At 51.9% G+C, this 15,145-nt stretch carries 18 protein-coding genes; 2 read left to right on the top strand and 16 right to left on the bottom strand.

Features of this window, described 5'->3' with window-relative positions:
* Positions 1 to 8 precede the first annotated feature (8 nt).
* From AAIL68_RS16435 to AAIL68_RS16365, 15 genes are all read right to left on the bottom strand, one after another.
* Positions 9 to 584: a hypothetical protein gene (locus AAIL68_RS16435; RefSeq protein WP_347140821.1), complete on the bottom strand. Its 576-nt coding sequence runs from the start codon at positions 582 to 584 to the stop codon at positions 9 to 11.
* A complete protein-coding gene (locus AAIL68_RS16430) occupies positions 581 to 1,606 on the bottom strand; it encodes a hypothetical protein (RefSeq protein WP_347140820.1) in 1,026 nt (341 codons plus the stop codon). Before AAIL68_RS16430 ends, AAIL68_RS16435 begins: the two co-directional genes overlap by 4 nt.
* A gap of 15 nt (positions 1,607 to 1,621) precedes the next feature.
* Positions 1,622 to 2,758, bottom strand: a complete 1,137-nt coding sequence (locus AAIL68_RS16425; protein WP_347140819.1) for a DUF1983 domain-containing protein — start codon at positions 2,756 to 2,758, stop codon at positions 1,622 to 1,624.
* 311 nt (positions 2,759 to 3,069) lie between these two features.
* Positions 3,070 to 3,393 carry a hypothetical protein gene (locus tag AAIL68_RS16420; protein ID WP_347140818.1) on the bottom strand — a complete coding sequence of 108 codons (324 nt, stop codon included), beginning with the start codon at positions 3,391 to 3,393 and terminating at the stop codon, positions 3,070 to 3,072.
* Between the two features lie 157 nt (positions 3,394 to 3,550).
* On the bottom strand, positions 3,551 to 4,573 hold the full coding sequence (locus AAIL68_RS16415) for a head-tail adaptor protein (protein ID WP_347140817.1): 1,023 nt from the start codon (positions 4,571 to 4,573) through the stop codon (positions 3,551 to 3,553).
* The gene (locus AAIL68_RS16410; protein ID WP_347140816.1) at positions 4,570 to 4,854 is read right to left on the bottom strand and encodes a head-tail connector protein; all 285 of its coding nucleotides are present in this window, start codon (positions 4,852 to 4,854) and stop codon (positions 4,570 to 4,572) included. Before AAIL68_RS16410 ends, AAIL68_RS16415 begins: the two co-directional genes overlap by 4 nt.
* Positions 4,851 to 5,048, bottom strand: a complete 198-nt coding sequence (locus tag AAIL68_RS16405; protein WP_347140815.1) for a hypothetical protein — start codon at positions 5,046 to 5,048, stop codon at positions 4,851 to 4,853. The genes AAIL68_RS16410 and AAIL68_RS16405 overlap by 4 nt, the downstream gene beginning before the upstream one ends.
* 22 nt (positions 5,049 to 5,070) lie before the next feature.
* Positions 5,071 to 5,649 carry an HNH endonuclease signature motif containing protein gene (locus tag AAIL68_RS16400; RefSeq protein ID WP_347140814.1) on the bottom strand — a complete coding sequence of 193 codons (579 nt, stop codon included), beginning with the start codon at positions 5,647 to 5,649 and terminating at the stop codon, positions 5,071 to 5,073.
* A 159-nt stretch (positions 5,650 to 5,808) separates the two neighbouring features.
* Positions 5,809 to 6,990 (bottom strand): phage major capsid protein, encoded by a 1,182-nt coding sequence (locus AAIL68_RS16395; RefSeq protein ID WP_347140813.1) that lies wholly within the window; start codon positions 6,988 to 6,990, stop codon positions 5,809 to 5,811.
* Between the two features lie 61 nt (positions 6,991 to 7,051).
* The gene (locus AAIL68_RS16390) at positions 7,052 to 7,690 is read right to left on the bottom strand and encodes an HK97 family phage prohead protease (RefSeq protein ID WP_347140812.1); all 639 of its coding nucleotides are present in this window, start codon (positions 7,688 to 7,690) and stop codon (positions 7,052 to 7,054) included.
* A 31-nt stretch (positions 7,691 to 7,721) separates the two neighbouring features.
* Entirely contained in the window at positions 7,722 to 8,978 is a 1,257-nt protein-coding gene (locus AAIL68_RS16385) for a phage portal protein (protein ID WP_347140811.1), read from the bottom strand.
* A gap of 48 nt (positions 8,979 to 9,026) precedes the next feature.
* Positions 9,027 to 10,562: a terminase TerL endonuclease subunit gene (locus tag AAIL68_RS16380; RefSeq protein WP_347140810.1), complete on the bottom strand. Its 1,536-nt coding sequence runs from the start codon at positions 10,560 to 10,562 to the stop codon at positions 9,027 to 9,029.
* Positions 10,555 to 10,719, bottom strand: coding sequence for a hypothetical protein (locus AAIL68_RS16375; protein ID WP_347140809.1), 165 nt, complete (start codon positions 10,717 to 10,719; stop codon positions 10,555 to 10,557). The genes AAIL68_RS16380 and AAIL68_RS16375 overlap by 8 nt, the downstream gene beginning before the upstream one ends.
* Before the next feature lie 107 nt (positions 10,720 to 10,826).
* Positions 10,827 to 11,249, bottom strand: coding sequence for a hypothetical protein (locus AAIL68_RS16370; RefSeq protein ID WP_347140807.1), 423 nt, complete (start codon positions 11,247 to 11,249; stop codon positions 10,827 to 10,829).
* A 48-nt stretch (positions 11,250 to 11,297) separates the two neighbouring features.
* Entirely contained in the window at positions 11,298 to 12,332 is a 1,035-nt protein-coding gene (locus AAIL68_RS16365; protein ID WP_347140806.1) for a DUF5677 domain-containing protein, read from the bottom strand.
* A gap of 271 nt (positions 12,333 to 12,603) precedes the next feature.
* On the opposite strand from AAIL68_RS16365, the gene AAIL68_RS16360 reads away from it, so the two are divergent.
* Together AAIL68_RS16360 and AAIL68_RS16355 are read left to right on the top strand one after the other, a co-directional pair.
* A complete protein-coding gene (locus AAIL68_RS16360; protein ID WP_347140805.1) occupies positions 12,604 to 13,554 on the top strand; it encodes a putative phage abortive infection protein in 951 nt (316 codons plus the stop codon).
* Between the two features lie 110 nt (positions 13,555 to 13,664).
* Complete coding sequence (locus AAIL68_RS16355; RefSeq protein ID WP_347140804.1) at positions 13,665 to 14,726, top strand: putative phage abortive infection protein; 1,062 nt, start codon at positions 13,665 to 13,667, stop codon at positions 14,724 to 14,726.
* A 28-nt stretch (positions 14,727 to 14,754) separates the two neighbouring features.
* Here AAIL68_RS16355 and AAIL68_RS16350 read toward each other — a convergent pair.
* Positions 14,755 to 15,145, bottom strand: a 391-nt coding sequence (locus tag AAIL68_RS16350; protein ID WP_347140803.1) for an HNH endonuclease signature motif containing protein, incomplete at its 5' end; no start/stop codon positions are given.

Genomic DNA, 15,145 nt, shown 5'->3' with positions numbered 1-15,145 from the left:
TATACGGATCATGACACGGCCTGAATGCTTGTCCCGAACGCCATCAGGATAGCATCGATCGTTTCGATATCTGTAGCGGCTTCCACCATGGCAACGTGTCCCAGCCGAACCGCCTCAAGCTGTGCGGCGGTCTGGCGCAGGATCAGAGCTTGGTTCACGTAGACTTGTGCAACCTGCCATGCGCTGTCGCCGGTTATGCCGATTTCAGCATGGATGAACGGGTAGTCAGCTTCCACTGGCGCAAGGTCTGCCAGGTATGCCTTCGCTTCGGCTTCCTTGGCTTGATACACCATATCCTGTGCTGGAATGACGGTGACGAACTTTGACCTGATACTTCCAATTTTGCGATTGATTTCAGTGATCGCGTTCGCTTTGGCTCTGACGAACTCAGTAGCCAGCTCAGCAGCAGTCTTGGCACGAAGCACGGCCCCGCCAGCTACTACGATATGAGTATCAGCATCAAACAATCCCTCAACATATCCCTGTCCCGCCTTGATGTTCATGGCGATCAGCTTTTCAGGCAAGTTACACTTCCTGATTATGCGTCCTGATGACAGGTCGTAAACGGTGATATTTTTATTCATCGCTTAACCTGCATGAAAACGGCATTGTAAAGGCGGCCTGTTTCAGAAACTATCGATACATTGTTCATATTTTTAGTTACCGGTATCGCGTGAACATTCGTTCTAAACGAAAGATCCTCCGATACAGATGGATCCTTCTCGCCAAATTTACCAAAAAGCACACCATCCACTCTGATTTCGTATGAGAGGGAATGAATCTGCTCCCGGATCGGCCTAAGATCACCTAAGATACTATTAAAGCCTGAAAGGAAGATCAGAAGGGTGCTGTCGTCTTCCACCTCAAAGGAAAAGTCGATCCTTGTTCTTATATCAGCGAGATATGTTGAATGGGGATACTCTAGCTCGTTTGCGAATACGTACTCCACCTCATTGTAAACCGTTGCTAGTTCATTGCATGAAGCCGGCGCGATCTGTTTTGTTTCTACGGTCCCAGCGCCCACCCTATTACCGTTGATCAAATTGGCAGCTGGAATGTATGAACCCGAGCCACGAAACTCCCCAAGCAGGATTCGCCTTGACCCTGTATAGAAATTCGCGAAGTCAGGATACGACTTGATTGCATTGCTATCCCAATCATATCCAATCAAAACAGGATTGCCTGCAAAATTGATTGCTCCCGGCCCCACTGTCTTCGCTTCCACGTAAATTCCGTTGTTCCGACTTGCTACGAAAGCTCCCCAGGAAAGGACGTCACCCGAAAGTGAAACCTCCACATCAACTGAATAATCATTCTGATCGAAGTCGTCGTCCTTGTTTGGCGATCTGGTATCGATCCAAATTTCGTTGTCATGATCAAAGACTGCCCAAGGGCCCGGCTTAGGAGGATATTGAATGAAGCCATCTTTGTAGTAATGGGTATCGTCAGCCACCGTTTCTGGAACGTTAGCAATGACAACATGGTCTGGTTCGTATGCCTGCAATGGAAGCTCTTCTTCAGGGCATTGACCAATCCACAGAATGTCGCCAGTGGCATCAACTACTGCGAAGCGAACAAGCGTTATGATTTCAATTTCTTCTTCCATAAGAAACTTTTCCCTTCATTTGTACGCAACTAGCGCACCTAAAAACCTGTTTGTAAAAGAGTGCCCAGCTCGAACCACATTATGGATATAGGACGCTTCGGAGCCGCCCCCACCTGAATTGAAAGTTGTTATTCCAAAGGTTTGCCCCACCACGCGATAGGCTACAGTTTCAATGCCCGCCCAGTTGTCGACGAAAGTGTGCGTCGATCCAGAGTGCTGCTTCAAGAAGCTGACCGAGGAGCCATCTCCCTCTTTGATGTCGTAATCATCGATAATCATCAAATTAGTCCATGAACCTGTGCCGATGCGACGCTGCAAGAATAGTCTCGCCCCTTGCGGATAAGTCGCCTTGAACCAAAGAGGTAATGAGAATGCTCTTTCCTTAACGAATGAAATCGATGCTAGAACTACGTCTGCCGTGGGAGATGATGCCAACGCTGCGGTAGCTGAAGCTTCGCGCCATGCCGTAATCGAGTCGTTCCCGATTTTACCGCGACCAATTGTCAGATCGCCGATTACAGCAGTTGTAATCTCGACTTGGCCATTACGGACTATGAATGGAACTGTTCGTGCGTCATTTGCGCCGAGGCCGGTGGCGATGCTGAAACGGTTTGCAGCAGCAATAACGTCAGATGTGCCGTCTGTTCTAGCAACTAGAAACAAGCCCGCAGTATGCGTGTTCTGCCCGTCCGAAGCTTCAGCGTGCAAGCCAATGCGAGCTTCCGCTCCTGTTGGGGTTGCCTGCGTGGACATGCGGAAACGACCACCCGCATTCATGCGACCAACGCTGTTGTTCAACGAGGTCAGCGAGTTTCCTTGGCTGGTAAGCGTGCCTTCTGCGGTCGAAACCCGCGTTGTCAAAGCAGTGACCGCGCTTGCGTTAGCTTTCGTGGTCAGTCCTGCTAGCGCATCGGTGGCCGCCTTATCGCTCATCGCAACCCAGGCGGTGCCGTTCCAACGCTTTGGCGTATTGTTCCCGCTGGCAGTATCGATCCAGAGGTTCTGCGCCAGCCTGTCAGCGGCTACAGGCGCAGTGCTGCCATAGATGACCTTCCCTTTGCCGTTGGCCGTCGTGGTAACCAGCTCAACCGAGTCATTCAGTGTCTGGATGCTGCCCGACTGCGAAACCAGCTGGCCTTCGGTGTTCGCCACGCGCGAGGTCAACGCAACCACTACGCTGCTATCCGCTTTTGCTCCAAACTTCGTGGTCAGCGTTGAATTGTAAGTGTTGTGCGTATTCCACCGTATCCGACCGCTTATTCCAGCAACATCCGACCAGCTGTTCCACGATCATCCGACCGGTCGGCGGTAGCGGTCTGAGGCAAAGTCTTCATTGTTGATCCGGGTGCATCCGGTCAAGGGTGATGTTGGTGCGGAGGGTTGTCCACGGGAGGGTCCCGCGCGCCCGGCGCCGCGCCCGCCCAGAAGCTGGCGGTGTCGGGCGCGTGGGAGGGACCAGTGGGCTACCCGGGGTCGAGGTCATGCTCATTGGCTGGCCCCCGCGCGGTTGTCGATGCCGGTCTTGCGCAGCGACGGACCATCCAGGGAGATCCGGTATCGTCTTCGACTTCCCATGCAGCATTGAAGAACGGCTCAGCGTTGTTCTCTTCCCATAGGTGCTGCGGCGACGGATAGTTGGCTGTGACTGCGTTGAAGGATCCCGCAAGGCCTGACGACATCGTAAAGGATGCTGGGCTGGACAGGATCAAATCGGCGTCGGTGAAATGCGCGACCGGGATAGCAGGTGAGCCAACCGAGATCAGATAGCTGTCGCCAACCGGAGCCATGACGCCGCCGCACGACTTCAGCAGTTCGTTGATGGCATCCAGCGGCTCTTCATCGCATTTGATTTCGATGCCAGCGCGGTAACGCTTGATGTCCTTCTTGTAACGATATCTGCGAAGGCACTCGCGAAGGTATCCCGCATCTTCTCGGTGGTTTCCTTCATCCGCTCAAGGGCGTCGATCTAGCCACGGGCGACGAATAGGAGGTTACGCCGTTTCCGCTGTCGGTCATGCTTTTGGCTCGCACTGCGTCACGGTGAACTGTTGTGGCAGTATCAAGCAAGGCGGCCGCAGCACCTTCAAACTGGTTCTGGATTTCGCCAAACTGGACGGGCATGACTGATGGCAGCTGGGGACCGTTCAGCATGGCCTTCGACTTTCCACCGTCGCCGCCAAGTCGTTCTGGCATCATGGTTGCAACGGAGGCCATAGCCCCTCTTACGGCTGCAATGGCACCGTTGATGCGGGCAATGACGCCGTTGATCATGGATTCTAGGGCACCAATTACAGCATTGGTGGCCTGCATCATCAGATCGCCTAGAGCAGCAGGCAGTCCGCTAAAGGCATTTTTGATCGTGTCCACGCCGTCTTTGGCATAGGCCGCAGCCATGTCCATCGAATATCGGGCAGACTCTTCGGTATCTTTGAAAGAGGACGAAGCATGGCCAAGGGCACCCGTAAGCCAAGTGCCGATTGCCTCGATCAGTTTGTTGATCGGCTCTAGGGTCGCAGCCCACACGTAAAGGGCGACATCAGCGACGTTGATCAGGATCGACACCACTGTCTTCAGACGTTCCCACAAGGCTGAAACTGCAAAGTCGATAGCTGCGAATGCAATCGTCCCCAGGCCGCTCAGATACTGGAAGTAGGTTCCGAGGGACTGGACCAGCGAATTCGTAGTCATCATCGATCCACTCAGATAGCTGAATGCAGTCGATATGCCCTGGATGAACCCACGCCAGGTCTTGGAGACTTCACGCTTGCGGATGGTGAAGCGAACGGAGGCGATGGACTGGACAGCACTAGCGCGAAACCGTTCGCTGTCAGACAGGAAATCAACTTTGGCCCACACAGACCCAACCACGGGCTTGTAGGACTCCACAACCTCAAGCCCATTGTCCTCTTTGACCAGAGCCAAGAACTGGATGCGCTTGTCTAGCTTCCCTGCCCCGATGCCGCTCATATCAAGCTGCCTCCGGGTCTCAGCGACTGGAGCAGCATACCAAAGGCATAGGGAACCTTGCGGTAATCGATTTCGCTGGCAGCTTCTCGAACATTGAACCAATGACCGACTAGCAGCAGGACGCAGATATCGTATGTTGCTGGCGCGGAATCGTCGTTTTCAATGTTCGTAATTGAAGTGACGTATCCAGAAGCAGCTTCAATCAACGTTTGCAGATAGAATGATTCTTCGTCCCCATCCAAGCGAAGATGCGATTTCACGGAATCCAAAGTGACCATCATTTGCCTCCCTTGTTCTCCGGTGCAGCCATGGCCTTATTGGCTGGTGCTTTCTTTGGCGTTTTTAGTTTTTCGAGGATGCCCAATGCTTCAGCAACATTCAAAGCCCAGTCAGGACATTCATCGTGCGCACGCAATTGAACGGGATAGACTTCGTTCGGCGGCACAATCAGCAGGTCTTTGATGAGTTTCGGCATTGGACAATCCTCTTTCTGATATTTAGTGGATCGTCGGCTTCTTCGCATCGCGGGCTGGTGAATATCCATTCTCCGCACGAACCTTGTCGCGAAACTCAACTGCTTCTTCTATTTGATTTGCGCCAAATACGCGCTTCACACCTAGTGCAGCTAGGCAAACGTAGATGCCATTGTTGTTATACGGATGGATGTTTAGAAGACCCGTCTTGCTGCTAGCAAATGCCTTCCTGTTGGTCATGTTTTCAGAACGCGTGACTTCGCGAAGGTTGGTAATCCTGTTGTTTGTTCTATCGCCGTCGATATGATCGATTTCACCCGGCCAACGGTTATGATACATCGCGAACAGAACGCGATGTGCGGTGAAATAATGACCTTCTATAGTTCCAAATGGATAGCCAGCGGTCTGAAATGAAGTGAATGCCTCCTGGCCAGCACATCTTGAGTTGAATTGGTGGAAATGGCGATCTGACTTACAGTGTTCGCGTGGGCGGAACTTCCAATACAGTTTGCCATTGTCGAAGTCAGCCTCTAGAAGAAGATGGAGTCTTTCGACAGTAATCGCAGCTTGCTTGCGTGCCTGTTGTTCTTTTTTATTAGCCATGTCTCTAACCTATTGTTTTCGTTTTTTTGGTTTTCGTGTATATATTTATTGAATAGGCTGATTTTTTTCGTGTGATTTGCGCGACGGTTTTGGGTTTAGCCAAAGAAAAAGCCCGGCCTTTGCGGGTCGGGCTTGTTATTTTCAATTGATGGCAGTCGATCAGACTGCGATAACCAGAGCCTTTAGAGCATTTGCATCAGCAACAGTGCCACCAACGCGTTTGCGAGCTTTGATCTGTAGGAAGCCAGTGTGGCTGTACGGATCAGGCAGAACGCTGAACTGAGTGCGGTCGGCAATGAGGTAGCCGCGACGGAAATCACCAAAGACAATCGGCTTGGCGTTAGCTGCTACCGAAGGCATATCTTCAGCTAGAACGACGCGTTTGCCGAGGATGGTGTCACGAGCACCTTCTGCGATTGCAGGCTGGTAGATATACTGACCAGTCGTATCCTTGACCTTCATCAGAGAAGCAGCGGTGGCGCTGTTCATGACGAACGACCCTGCCTGGCGATATGCACCCTTAACGGCGAACATCAGCGAGATGATGCTGTCGAATGGGTTGGTGCCCAGGGTCGAAGCGTTGCCGCTGTTGATGCCAGTGACAGTCGTGCCGTCCAGGAAACCGCGTGGCTTGTTGGTGCCGTTACCGGAAATGAACGAAAGGCCTTCACCTTGGGCGAACTTCTCCGACAGGGACTCGATCAGCCAAGCATCGGCGTTGAACATGATGTCTTCCAGGGCCGAAAGCGAGATTTCAGCGACGGCAGACATTTCACCCCAAGCAGGAACGATTTCAGAAATCGTAGGCGTGTCGGTGATAGCGCGAGCAGTCGACTCGCCGACCCACTCAAAACCGGCGTTACGGTTGTCCAGCACTTCCTTGTAGTCTGCGGTTGAGACCGAAACGATCTTTGCGATCTGGCGGATAGGGCTGAGGTCAACGGCAACGCGATTTACGGCGGCAGCGATCTGCTCAGGAACAGCGTAACCACCGTTGGCAGGAGTGCCGACAGTCACCGCTTTACGCGACAGGGTTTCGAAGTTCTGCTTAGCTTCGGTGTCGAAGGGCTTGCGGATCATGTTCAGGAAAGCCGACTTGTATTCGTCAACGGCTTCACCCTTGGCACCGAAAGCACCAGGGCGGGCTTGTGCGGTTTCTAGTGCAGCAAGTCTGTTTTCCAGCGCAGATTTTTCCGACAGCGTTTTAGCAAGATCGGATTCCATCTTTGCCAGCTTCGTTTCTGAAACGATATCAGCAGACTTCAGACCTTCAACTTCGGTGCGAAGAGCAGCGATTGTAGCGTTCCCCTGCTCGATAAGAGTTTTTAGTTCTAGTTCCATTATTGAAATACCTTCAAATTAGCTAATTGGTTTTCGAAATAATTTAATTAATGCGATAATTTCACTTCAGCAGGTTCGCCCGGGCAATCAAAAGGGCCGCGAGTTCGGAATAGTCTTCATTCTTTGCTTGCTTATCGGCATCAGCGTCACGCTGACCTGACAATGCATCGTATCCGCCGCTGATCAATTTCATTGCGACAGACTTGCTGAATCCTGCGTCGCGCAAGATTTGCTCAACTTCTTTCTTCGATAGTTCGGCAGCTTTAACGGCATCAATCGTCGCCGCCTCATTGCATGGGAACGTAACAACGCTGATTTCCCAAAGGTCCAGCTTGCGCAGCAGTCGAACACCGTCTGCATTGTAGTCGGATTCGATTGTGCGATAGCCGATGGACAGTCCATCGATTGCGCCGATGCGGACTAGCTCAGCGACCTCCTGCGCTTTTGGCGTATTTGCAAAAGAACCTTTGACGCGAAGGCCGCTTGCGTCTTCGACAACTTCATCCCATTTGCCGATCACCTTGTCAGGCGAATGCTGCCAAAGCATCTTCGGCATCTTGGTAGCAATCGACTCTCTGAATGCACCTGGAAGAACGACATCACCAATCTTGTCTTCGTTGCCAAAGACCGATCCGTAACCTTCGATAGTGTTGCCGTCGCCGACAGCCTTTAGCTCAAGCTGAAAGAACTTCTTTTCCATTGCGCAATCCGCCTAGATCATTTGCGGATATTTAAGCGGCTGGCGGATTCTGCTCGTTCGAAGGCTGATCAGTCATCTCGGCGACTTCAGCGTAGCCGCCTCGTGACGGCTTATCGGCCCAATCTTCAGCCAGCGGGTCTAGGCCGCACTCCTTGCGAACTTCGTTGACCGACATCCAGCTTGGCGCACCGCCTTTGCCCAGTGCAGTCGAGAAGTAGTTGGCCTGGGTGGTATGGTCGCCGCGTAGCAGTTCCGCTTCATCGAAATCGAAGTGCAGATCGTCGGCATATTGCAGGATGTCGCGATGCAGGGCGGCTTCGATGCGGCGTATCCACGGGCCTAGCGTATGCGTGACATGCATACGGAAGAACTGTTCGGCTGAAGCGTAAGTAGCGGCCTTGTCAGCCTGCATGAGCATGATCGGCTGAACGCGGAAAACGCGGGCAATCTCTTCGATCTGGAAGCGGCGGTTCTCGATGAACTGGCTGTCTGCCATGCTCAGGGTGATAGGGCTGAACTTGGCGTTGCCGTCCAGCACGGCGATACCGCCTTCGCCACCAGCACCCCAACGGGCTTTCCACGTCTCAGCCAGTAGCTGCTTGGTTTCGGGCTTCAGCTCATGCTCAAACGTCAGGACACCAGAAGGACGGCCACCTGCATAGCTGATCTTCAACTGCTGGTCCTCAAGAGCCGAACTGATACCGATGACCTTACGGGCACGTTCAATGGCGCTGATGCCCTCCAGCCCGTCCAGCGACACGCCTTTAATGAACAGGCACTGCTCTTGCGAGAATACCTGTTGATGGCCGCCAACGAAGGTTACGCGGTAGAAGACGCGATACTTGTCGTCGATCTCGGCCGCCCAAGACCCCGAAGGCACCGGCAGCAGTTCACGAACTTGGTCGCCGACGATGTTCTTGATCGCAAGTGCGCCTTTCCCTAAGGCAGCGTTGATGACCATGCTCTCGATGAATTCTGACGAGGTTTGGAAGCTGTTCGGCCTCACAGCTAGCAGCTTGTGCGCCCAATAGTCCTTGGCGATTGACGTGCGTTCACGACCATCGATGTCCTCTGTGCGGATCAGACGCAGGGGCATCTGCCCCATGCCTTCAGCGATGACACGGACTGCGCAAAGCACTGCGGCAGTATCTAGCGCCTGATGGGCAGTCAAAGCTGGTGCAGCGCCACTGCCATAGCCAAACCATCCGAAGAAATCACTGAATGTCTTGACGATTGAACGCGGCTCTTCAGCCTGGACTTGAGTTGAACGATTGAAGGGCCATGCCATGCGGAATACCTCGAAACTTTCGGGTATTTAAAGTTTCCGCGTTTTCCGTCAGAGGATCAGCAATTCGCTGTGGTCGAGATAGCTGCCGCGCTTCTTCTCAGGCTCAATCAATGTTCCGGCCGCCATTGTCAAAGCAATCGCACCATCGATGCGCTGATTGTATGCTTTCTTGACGAACTTTCGATTTCGGGTGGCGTCTTCAATGACCTTCACCGAGTTCATATTCCACGTCAGGACGGAATTGTTTCCGTGACGCAGACGCTTATCGATTACCATTTCTTCTAGAATTCGGATAGCTGGCGACATCGATACGAACCCCTGCCCGAATTCAACAAAGCAATCATCAATCCACCTGTCTGAAAACTGCGCGCGTTCCAGATCAGCCCTGAACGCTTTGAAGTTATGGCGGTCAAAGGCGATCTTCTGAATGTCGCACTCGTCCGCTAGAACCTTCAGCTTTGAGGCGATCCATTCATACTTGATGATGCCACCTGGAACCGCTTCGATCAGGCCTTGCTTGACCCACTGATCGTAGGGAACCTTGTCCTCTTCCGACCGAATTTTGACGGCATCCTCGGGCATCCAGAAGAACGGATGGACCGACCATTGGCGCGTCTCTTCGTCCAGCGACATCATCACTAGCGCGGTAAGGTCAGTGGTTTGCGAGAGGTCTAGGCCGCCATAGACCTTCTTGCCACGCCAGCTGCTCGGATCGGCACCGTTGGCGATCCAGATATCCTTGCTGATGAATGGCGCATCGGCCTCAATTCGCTGGTTCAGGATCAGGTTTCGGAAGCTGTTGGCGCGGGCTGGCATCGACTTCGCGTCCGACTGCATGTCGCGCATTTCCTGCTGGTTCAAGAAATCGTCCCATGCCGGATGCGCCTTCAAGGCTTCCTCGGACCATGCGTCCACTTCTGGCGGGCAAGCATATACGACAGTTACCGTCCTAGGGTTGTCGCCAGCAGTATCGATCAGCGTAGAAAGCAAGTCGGCATCGTTCGGAGCCTGCGTGCTGATGACTACGGTTAGCGGGTCTTCCTGCGCAGCAGAGGCGGTTTCCAATGCTTCATACAGGTCGTCACGCGGGCCTCTGACAGCGCCCAGCTCGTCGTGGCAGACGAACACGGGCGACAGACCCAAAGCAGTATGCGCCTCCTTGGACAGCGCCTTATAGACCGTGCCGAGGTCAGGAACGTATAGCTCCTTCGTAGCCTGCCTGATTTTGACGAATGGCTTCAGCGTGGGACTGAACAGGACCATTTTGGTAGCCAGGTTGTAGACCAACGCGGCTTGATCCCTGCTCCGTGCGGCAGAAAACAGCTGGCTGTTGGGTCTTGCTTCTGGGCCGACAAGATGCAGCAGTAGCAACGCCGCAGTAAGCGTCGATTTTGCGGCCTTGCGTGGCATTGAGATAATAGCGCGACGCGTGCCACTTGGGTTGTCGTATATCTTGAGAACAATATCGCGCTGGAACTTGGCTAACTGGAACGGCTTGCCGACGAACTTGCCTTCAGGAATGTAGAGATGGTTTTCGATCCACTCGATGTTGCGCTCGCCGCGCGTCTGAACCTTGTCAGTCATCGACAGCCAGCCTTTCGACAAACGCCGCCAAGGCTTCGAAGTCATCATCAGTGATTGGGCGTAGACCTGCGCCGGTCCTGACCTGATTGCGGTACTCGACTGCCTCTTGCCACGACGCGAAGCGAACCTGGGCCTGCTGTACGCCATGGATCATCATGCTTACGGTCCACGGCCTTAATCGGCATCGTGCGTTGTAGGACAGATTGTTGATGCCGGTCTTGCTTCGCGACAGTCTTGGCAGGGCTTCAGTGCGAAATGATCCTTTCATGACTGCCAAGGCTTCTTATCGCCGGGCGTACTAGGCGGCTTTTTGGCATCGGGCAGGCGCAAGGATTGGTTCGTAATGCGGAGCCGCGTAGCTGCTGACGATGCCGCGCGGTTTTCGCGTTCAAGCATCTTCAGAAGCTTGTCATAGGTTGTCAGCCAAAGCGGATCGAAATGATCAATCGTGTCTTCAGCTTCATGAGCATCAATCATCGTAGCAAGGCGGCGGCCATTGCAAACGTGCTGGCAATACGCTGCTAGGAGATTGTGAACCTCAGTCGGGAACCAATCATTACCAAGACGACGAACAATTGAATTCCATATTTCCGCCTGCGCTTCGTTCAGATGATCAGGTGCAGGAATCGGACCATCATCAATCGAGAAAGGCTGAATGGATTGTGCTAACGGTATTGGTCGTGCCAAGGTGATACCCCTGCGAATGATTGCAGAGGTATTTAATGGAGGCGGTATTTAGCTCTTTGTGGCCTCTAAGCTATTCTGCTCAGCACGAAGGGCTATCTCCACCATTTCAGAAGCAATAACGTCCAGCGATGTTATGTAGGCAAGCCGATCTACATTGGGCGTCAAGCTCAAGTAGGACGCCACGATCTTTGCTAGATTTAGAGCAGTTCCTTGGAAAGGGTAAACCATCCCATAGTTACTAGGCCCAATGAGCGTTATTTCATCCTCCATAGCACCGAGTAAAGACCCAGGCGGTTCATAGTTTGCATGATTATGAGCTGAAGCTTTCTTATACCACGGGCGCCACTGCTGCATACCGACGACGACCTCAAGCTGCGACATGTCGTTCTTGCCTGTAATCTTAGGCCATTCTCCAGAACGGTCATCCGAAATGCTGCGCCCTAAAAACTTCTCAGCTGCCCTACAGTTTTCGTCCAAGCTGATCATCTCGTCTGGGGAATATGGCTCCGCCTCCAGCTTCTCAGCATATTGATTAAACTGCACTGCTGCCCGCCGCGTAGAAAATTCGGCACTCACTAGATACTCCTTTGCTGCTATCTCTCCTTTCTCCCTGATATATGCCGCTGAAACAGCAAGCTCATGAAGAACCCTCCATCGTCCCAGCGCCCCGTCGGGATAGCCACCCTTCATGAGGCAAATGACCTCTCGCGCAACCAACAACGCTTTAGCGAAGATCATGCCCAGGGCAGTCATCTCAACATCGCATTGCCCACTTTTCCTTTCAATGTAGTCTTTCTGGTGGGCCTGCCCGAGTTCGCGTGAAATGTGCCACAGCATTTCCAAGTGATCGAATGCCGGACGCCAATGCCTAAGATTACGAGAAGCAAATTCCGCATCATCCGCTTCATATTCTGCGACACGTTCAGCGGCCTTACTCTTGTAGGATTTGACGCTTTCTTTAGAAACCTTCTCAACGGCTGTTTCAATTGCCTTATTAATGAAGTCACCATAATTTTGGAGATCCAGGCCGTCCTCAATAAAGCGATCACTCGCCCTATCGATCATCTCCTCAACAAGCTTCATACTGAAATCTGACATCGCATCCTCGCCAACTGCGAACCGATAATCATCAAAAACCTTTTTTCTGTGAAGTTAAAAAATGTAGTGGTCGAGCGCCGTCTATCTCGTATGGGCCGGAAAGATTGGCTACCCCCGAGTATCTACGGCGTCTCTGGTGCTGTCTGGTGGTCCTACGCCGCCACAGCCAACCACCCTTGTGCGTGGCTGTGCGTGGTGCTGCTTGACCGGTCCTGTGCGCTAACCTAGCCATAGGGAACAGCTCCAGGAGGATATAGTGAAGTCTAGGTTCGGATGGGCGTTTTCCCTTGCTGTTGTTATTGTGCTCTGCCTCTATGCCGGAAATGTCTTCCTAGCCATCTCATGGACGAGGGTAGAAGATTGGCTTGGACTGCAGATATTCAGCTTAGGCGACAGGGGAACGTTTGGCGATGCGTTTGCTATCGCCAATACCTTATTTTCAGCAATAGCATTCCTGGGCATTGCATACGGCGTACTCTTGCAACGTCATGAAATTACAATTGTGGAGTCTAATCAGGCGGAACTTCAACGGTCAGCTCTTACACAGAATTTTGAAACCAAGTTCTTTCAATTGTTCGAATTCTATCGCGACATAGCCAAAACAATCTCCTATGAATCTAAGAGCGGTCCTGATGCCTTCGAAGTCTACCTGGAAAAGATGAGTGAGACGTTCATCTACCGGGCCAATGTAGACAAAGTCGGGCTCATCAATAGCGGCAAACTGCCGCAGGAGGCCTTTCTTAACGATGAGTCTTGGAAGCTTCTGGACGATGAAAACATTTTGATACTCGTAGCTGAGAGCTATAATGAGCTTTTCGTTTCCTGCGGCGATGACCTAGGACGATACTTCAGAACGCTATACACCCTATTGAAGTTCATAAAGAACTCACCTTTGATCGAAGAAGATCAGAAGTTCTACTTCAAACTTGTCCGCGCCCAGCTTTCATCACATGAAGCAACCTTGCTGGCGCTGAATTCTTTAGGCGATAAAACGACGCCGGAATTCAACTCTCTTCTAGTTGAATTTGGCTTCTTCAAAAATGCTAGCTTTGACAATGTAATTTTGATGGCATCCTTCCGGCGGATCGACCCCAGAGCATTCGGAAATGGAAAAGCTAGAAGGCGACTTGTATACCGATTTGAGGACTATGATCGACCTTGGATCGTACGATACGACCCAGCCCTTTTCACGAGGAGAAGTTCCTGACCTGCGCTGCTTGCATCAAAATCGGATGCTACCTACCCAATGCGCGGCGTTTCTTGATAGCCTCGTCGGATAATTTCTAATGTTGTAGACAGCAGGACAGGATTGACATAGTGGAAGACAAATCCGTTTACAGAAAGCTTGACGCAGAAGGCACGAAAACGCGAGTTCCTTACGTAAAAATCTTTATCTTCTCCATTGCTTTCGTTCTGCTGGTTTGGGGCAGCAATGCACTCCTTGCTTATCATTGGGTGTCGCTAGAAGATTGGATTGGTATTAAACTTTTCAGTTTAGGCGACCGGGGAACCTTCGGTGACTCGTTTGGCAGCATCAACGCGCTATTTGCAGGATTAGCGTTTGCTGGCGTTGCTGTTGGTATCTTCATGCAGAACGAACAGCTGAAGACGACACGTGAAGAAATGAAGGCGACTCAGGAGATCCTAGGCAAGCAGGAGGAGAACCTTGATAAGCAAAACGACGCTACATCGAAGCAGATGTTCGAAACGACGTTCTTCAATCTCTTTAGCGCGTTCATAGAATTATCTCGCTCAATCGAAGTAGCCATTGCTCAGGGGTTTGATACACCGGACAAGATATCGCGCGGCCAGGACGCAATTGATATTCACTTGGGAAACTTAAACAGGTACTTTAGAGAACAGGCTCATGAGGTATCCCTCAGAAGGCGCAAAGAAGGAACGTTGAGAATTGAAGAAGCCATAGATCAGCCAATAAAAAGCCTCTCCGCTGAGGACAGATTAATTGCGCTGAGCGCAGCTTATGGCAGGCTCTATAAAGACTATGGCGACGATCTAGGTCGTTACTTTCGAACTCTTTATACGATCATGAAGTTTATCAAAACGTCGCTTCCGCACGAACGCCAGCGCTTCTATTTCAAGCTAATCAGAGCTCAGCTTTCCTCCGACGAGTCCACGATACTGGCCCTCAACGCGATGTCGCCATACTCCACAAAAAAATTCAATTCACTTATAGCAGAGTTTGGAATGCTTAAGAATGCCAATCTTGACCACCCTATCCTTAACGCCTTTGTAGGACGAGTTGAGCCCAAGGCCTTCGGAAGGAGTAACATCGAGCACATTGAGTCTTACTATTTGCCAAAAGAATTTGATGAGCAGTTCCTCGTTGAGCACGATCCCACAATTCGATTCGACGACTAGGAAATAAATTGTCTGGCCGCTTCAATGCTTATTTTTTCGATAGCACGACAGTTGTACGTTCCGCATTTCTTTGTTGAATAACTGCCTTCCAATCCCCGATGCTATCACCTTCCAATGGCCAACCATCCAAACCAATGATATGACCGAAGCCTAATAGACCTCGCTGTTCCCGTTTGGTCTTCGCCCAGTGGCAGTCATCGCAAAGCATCCATAGATTGCTGATTTCGTCTGTGCCTCTTTGCGCCACGTTGATCAGGTGGTCGCAGTCAGTGGCTACAGATACGCGATTGAACAGGGTCCAACACCTTACGCACAGGCCCTTGTCCCGCTTCCGCACATAGGAGCGGTTGCGACGAAATTGCCGCGTCTCGACCCTATCTGCATTCCACCCAGTCATGCCGGGTTTAGCTCGGATGCTA

This window comes from Paracoccus sp. SSK6, from assembly GCF_039770665.1.
Classification (GTDB): domain Bacteria; phylum Pseudomonadota; class Alphaproteobacteria; order Rhodobacterales; family Rhodobacteraceae; genus Paracoccus.
This window is presented reverse-complemented; position numbering and strand designations above follow the sequence as displayed.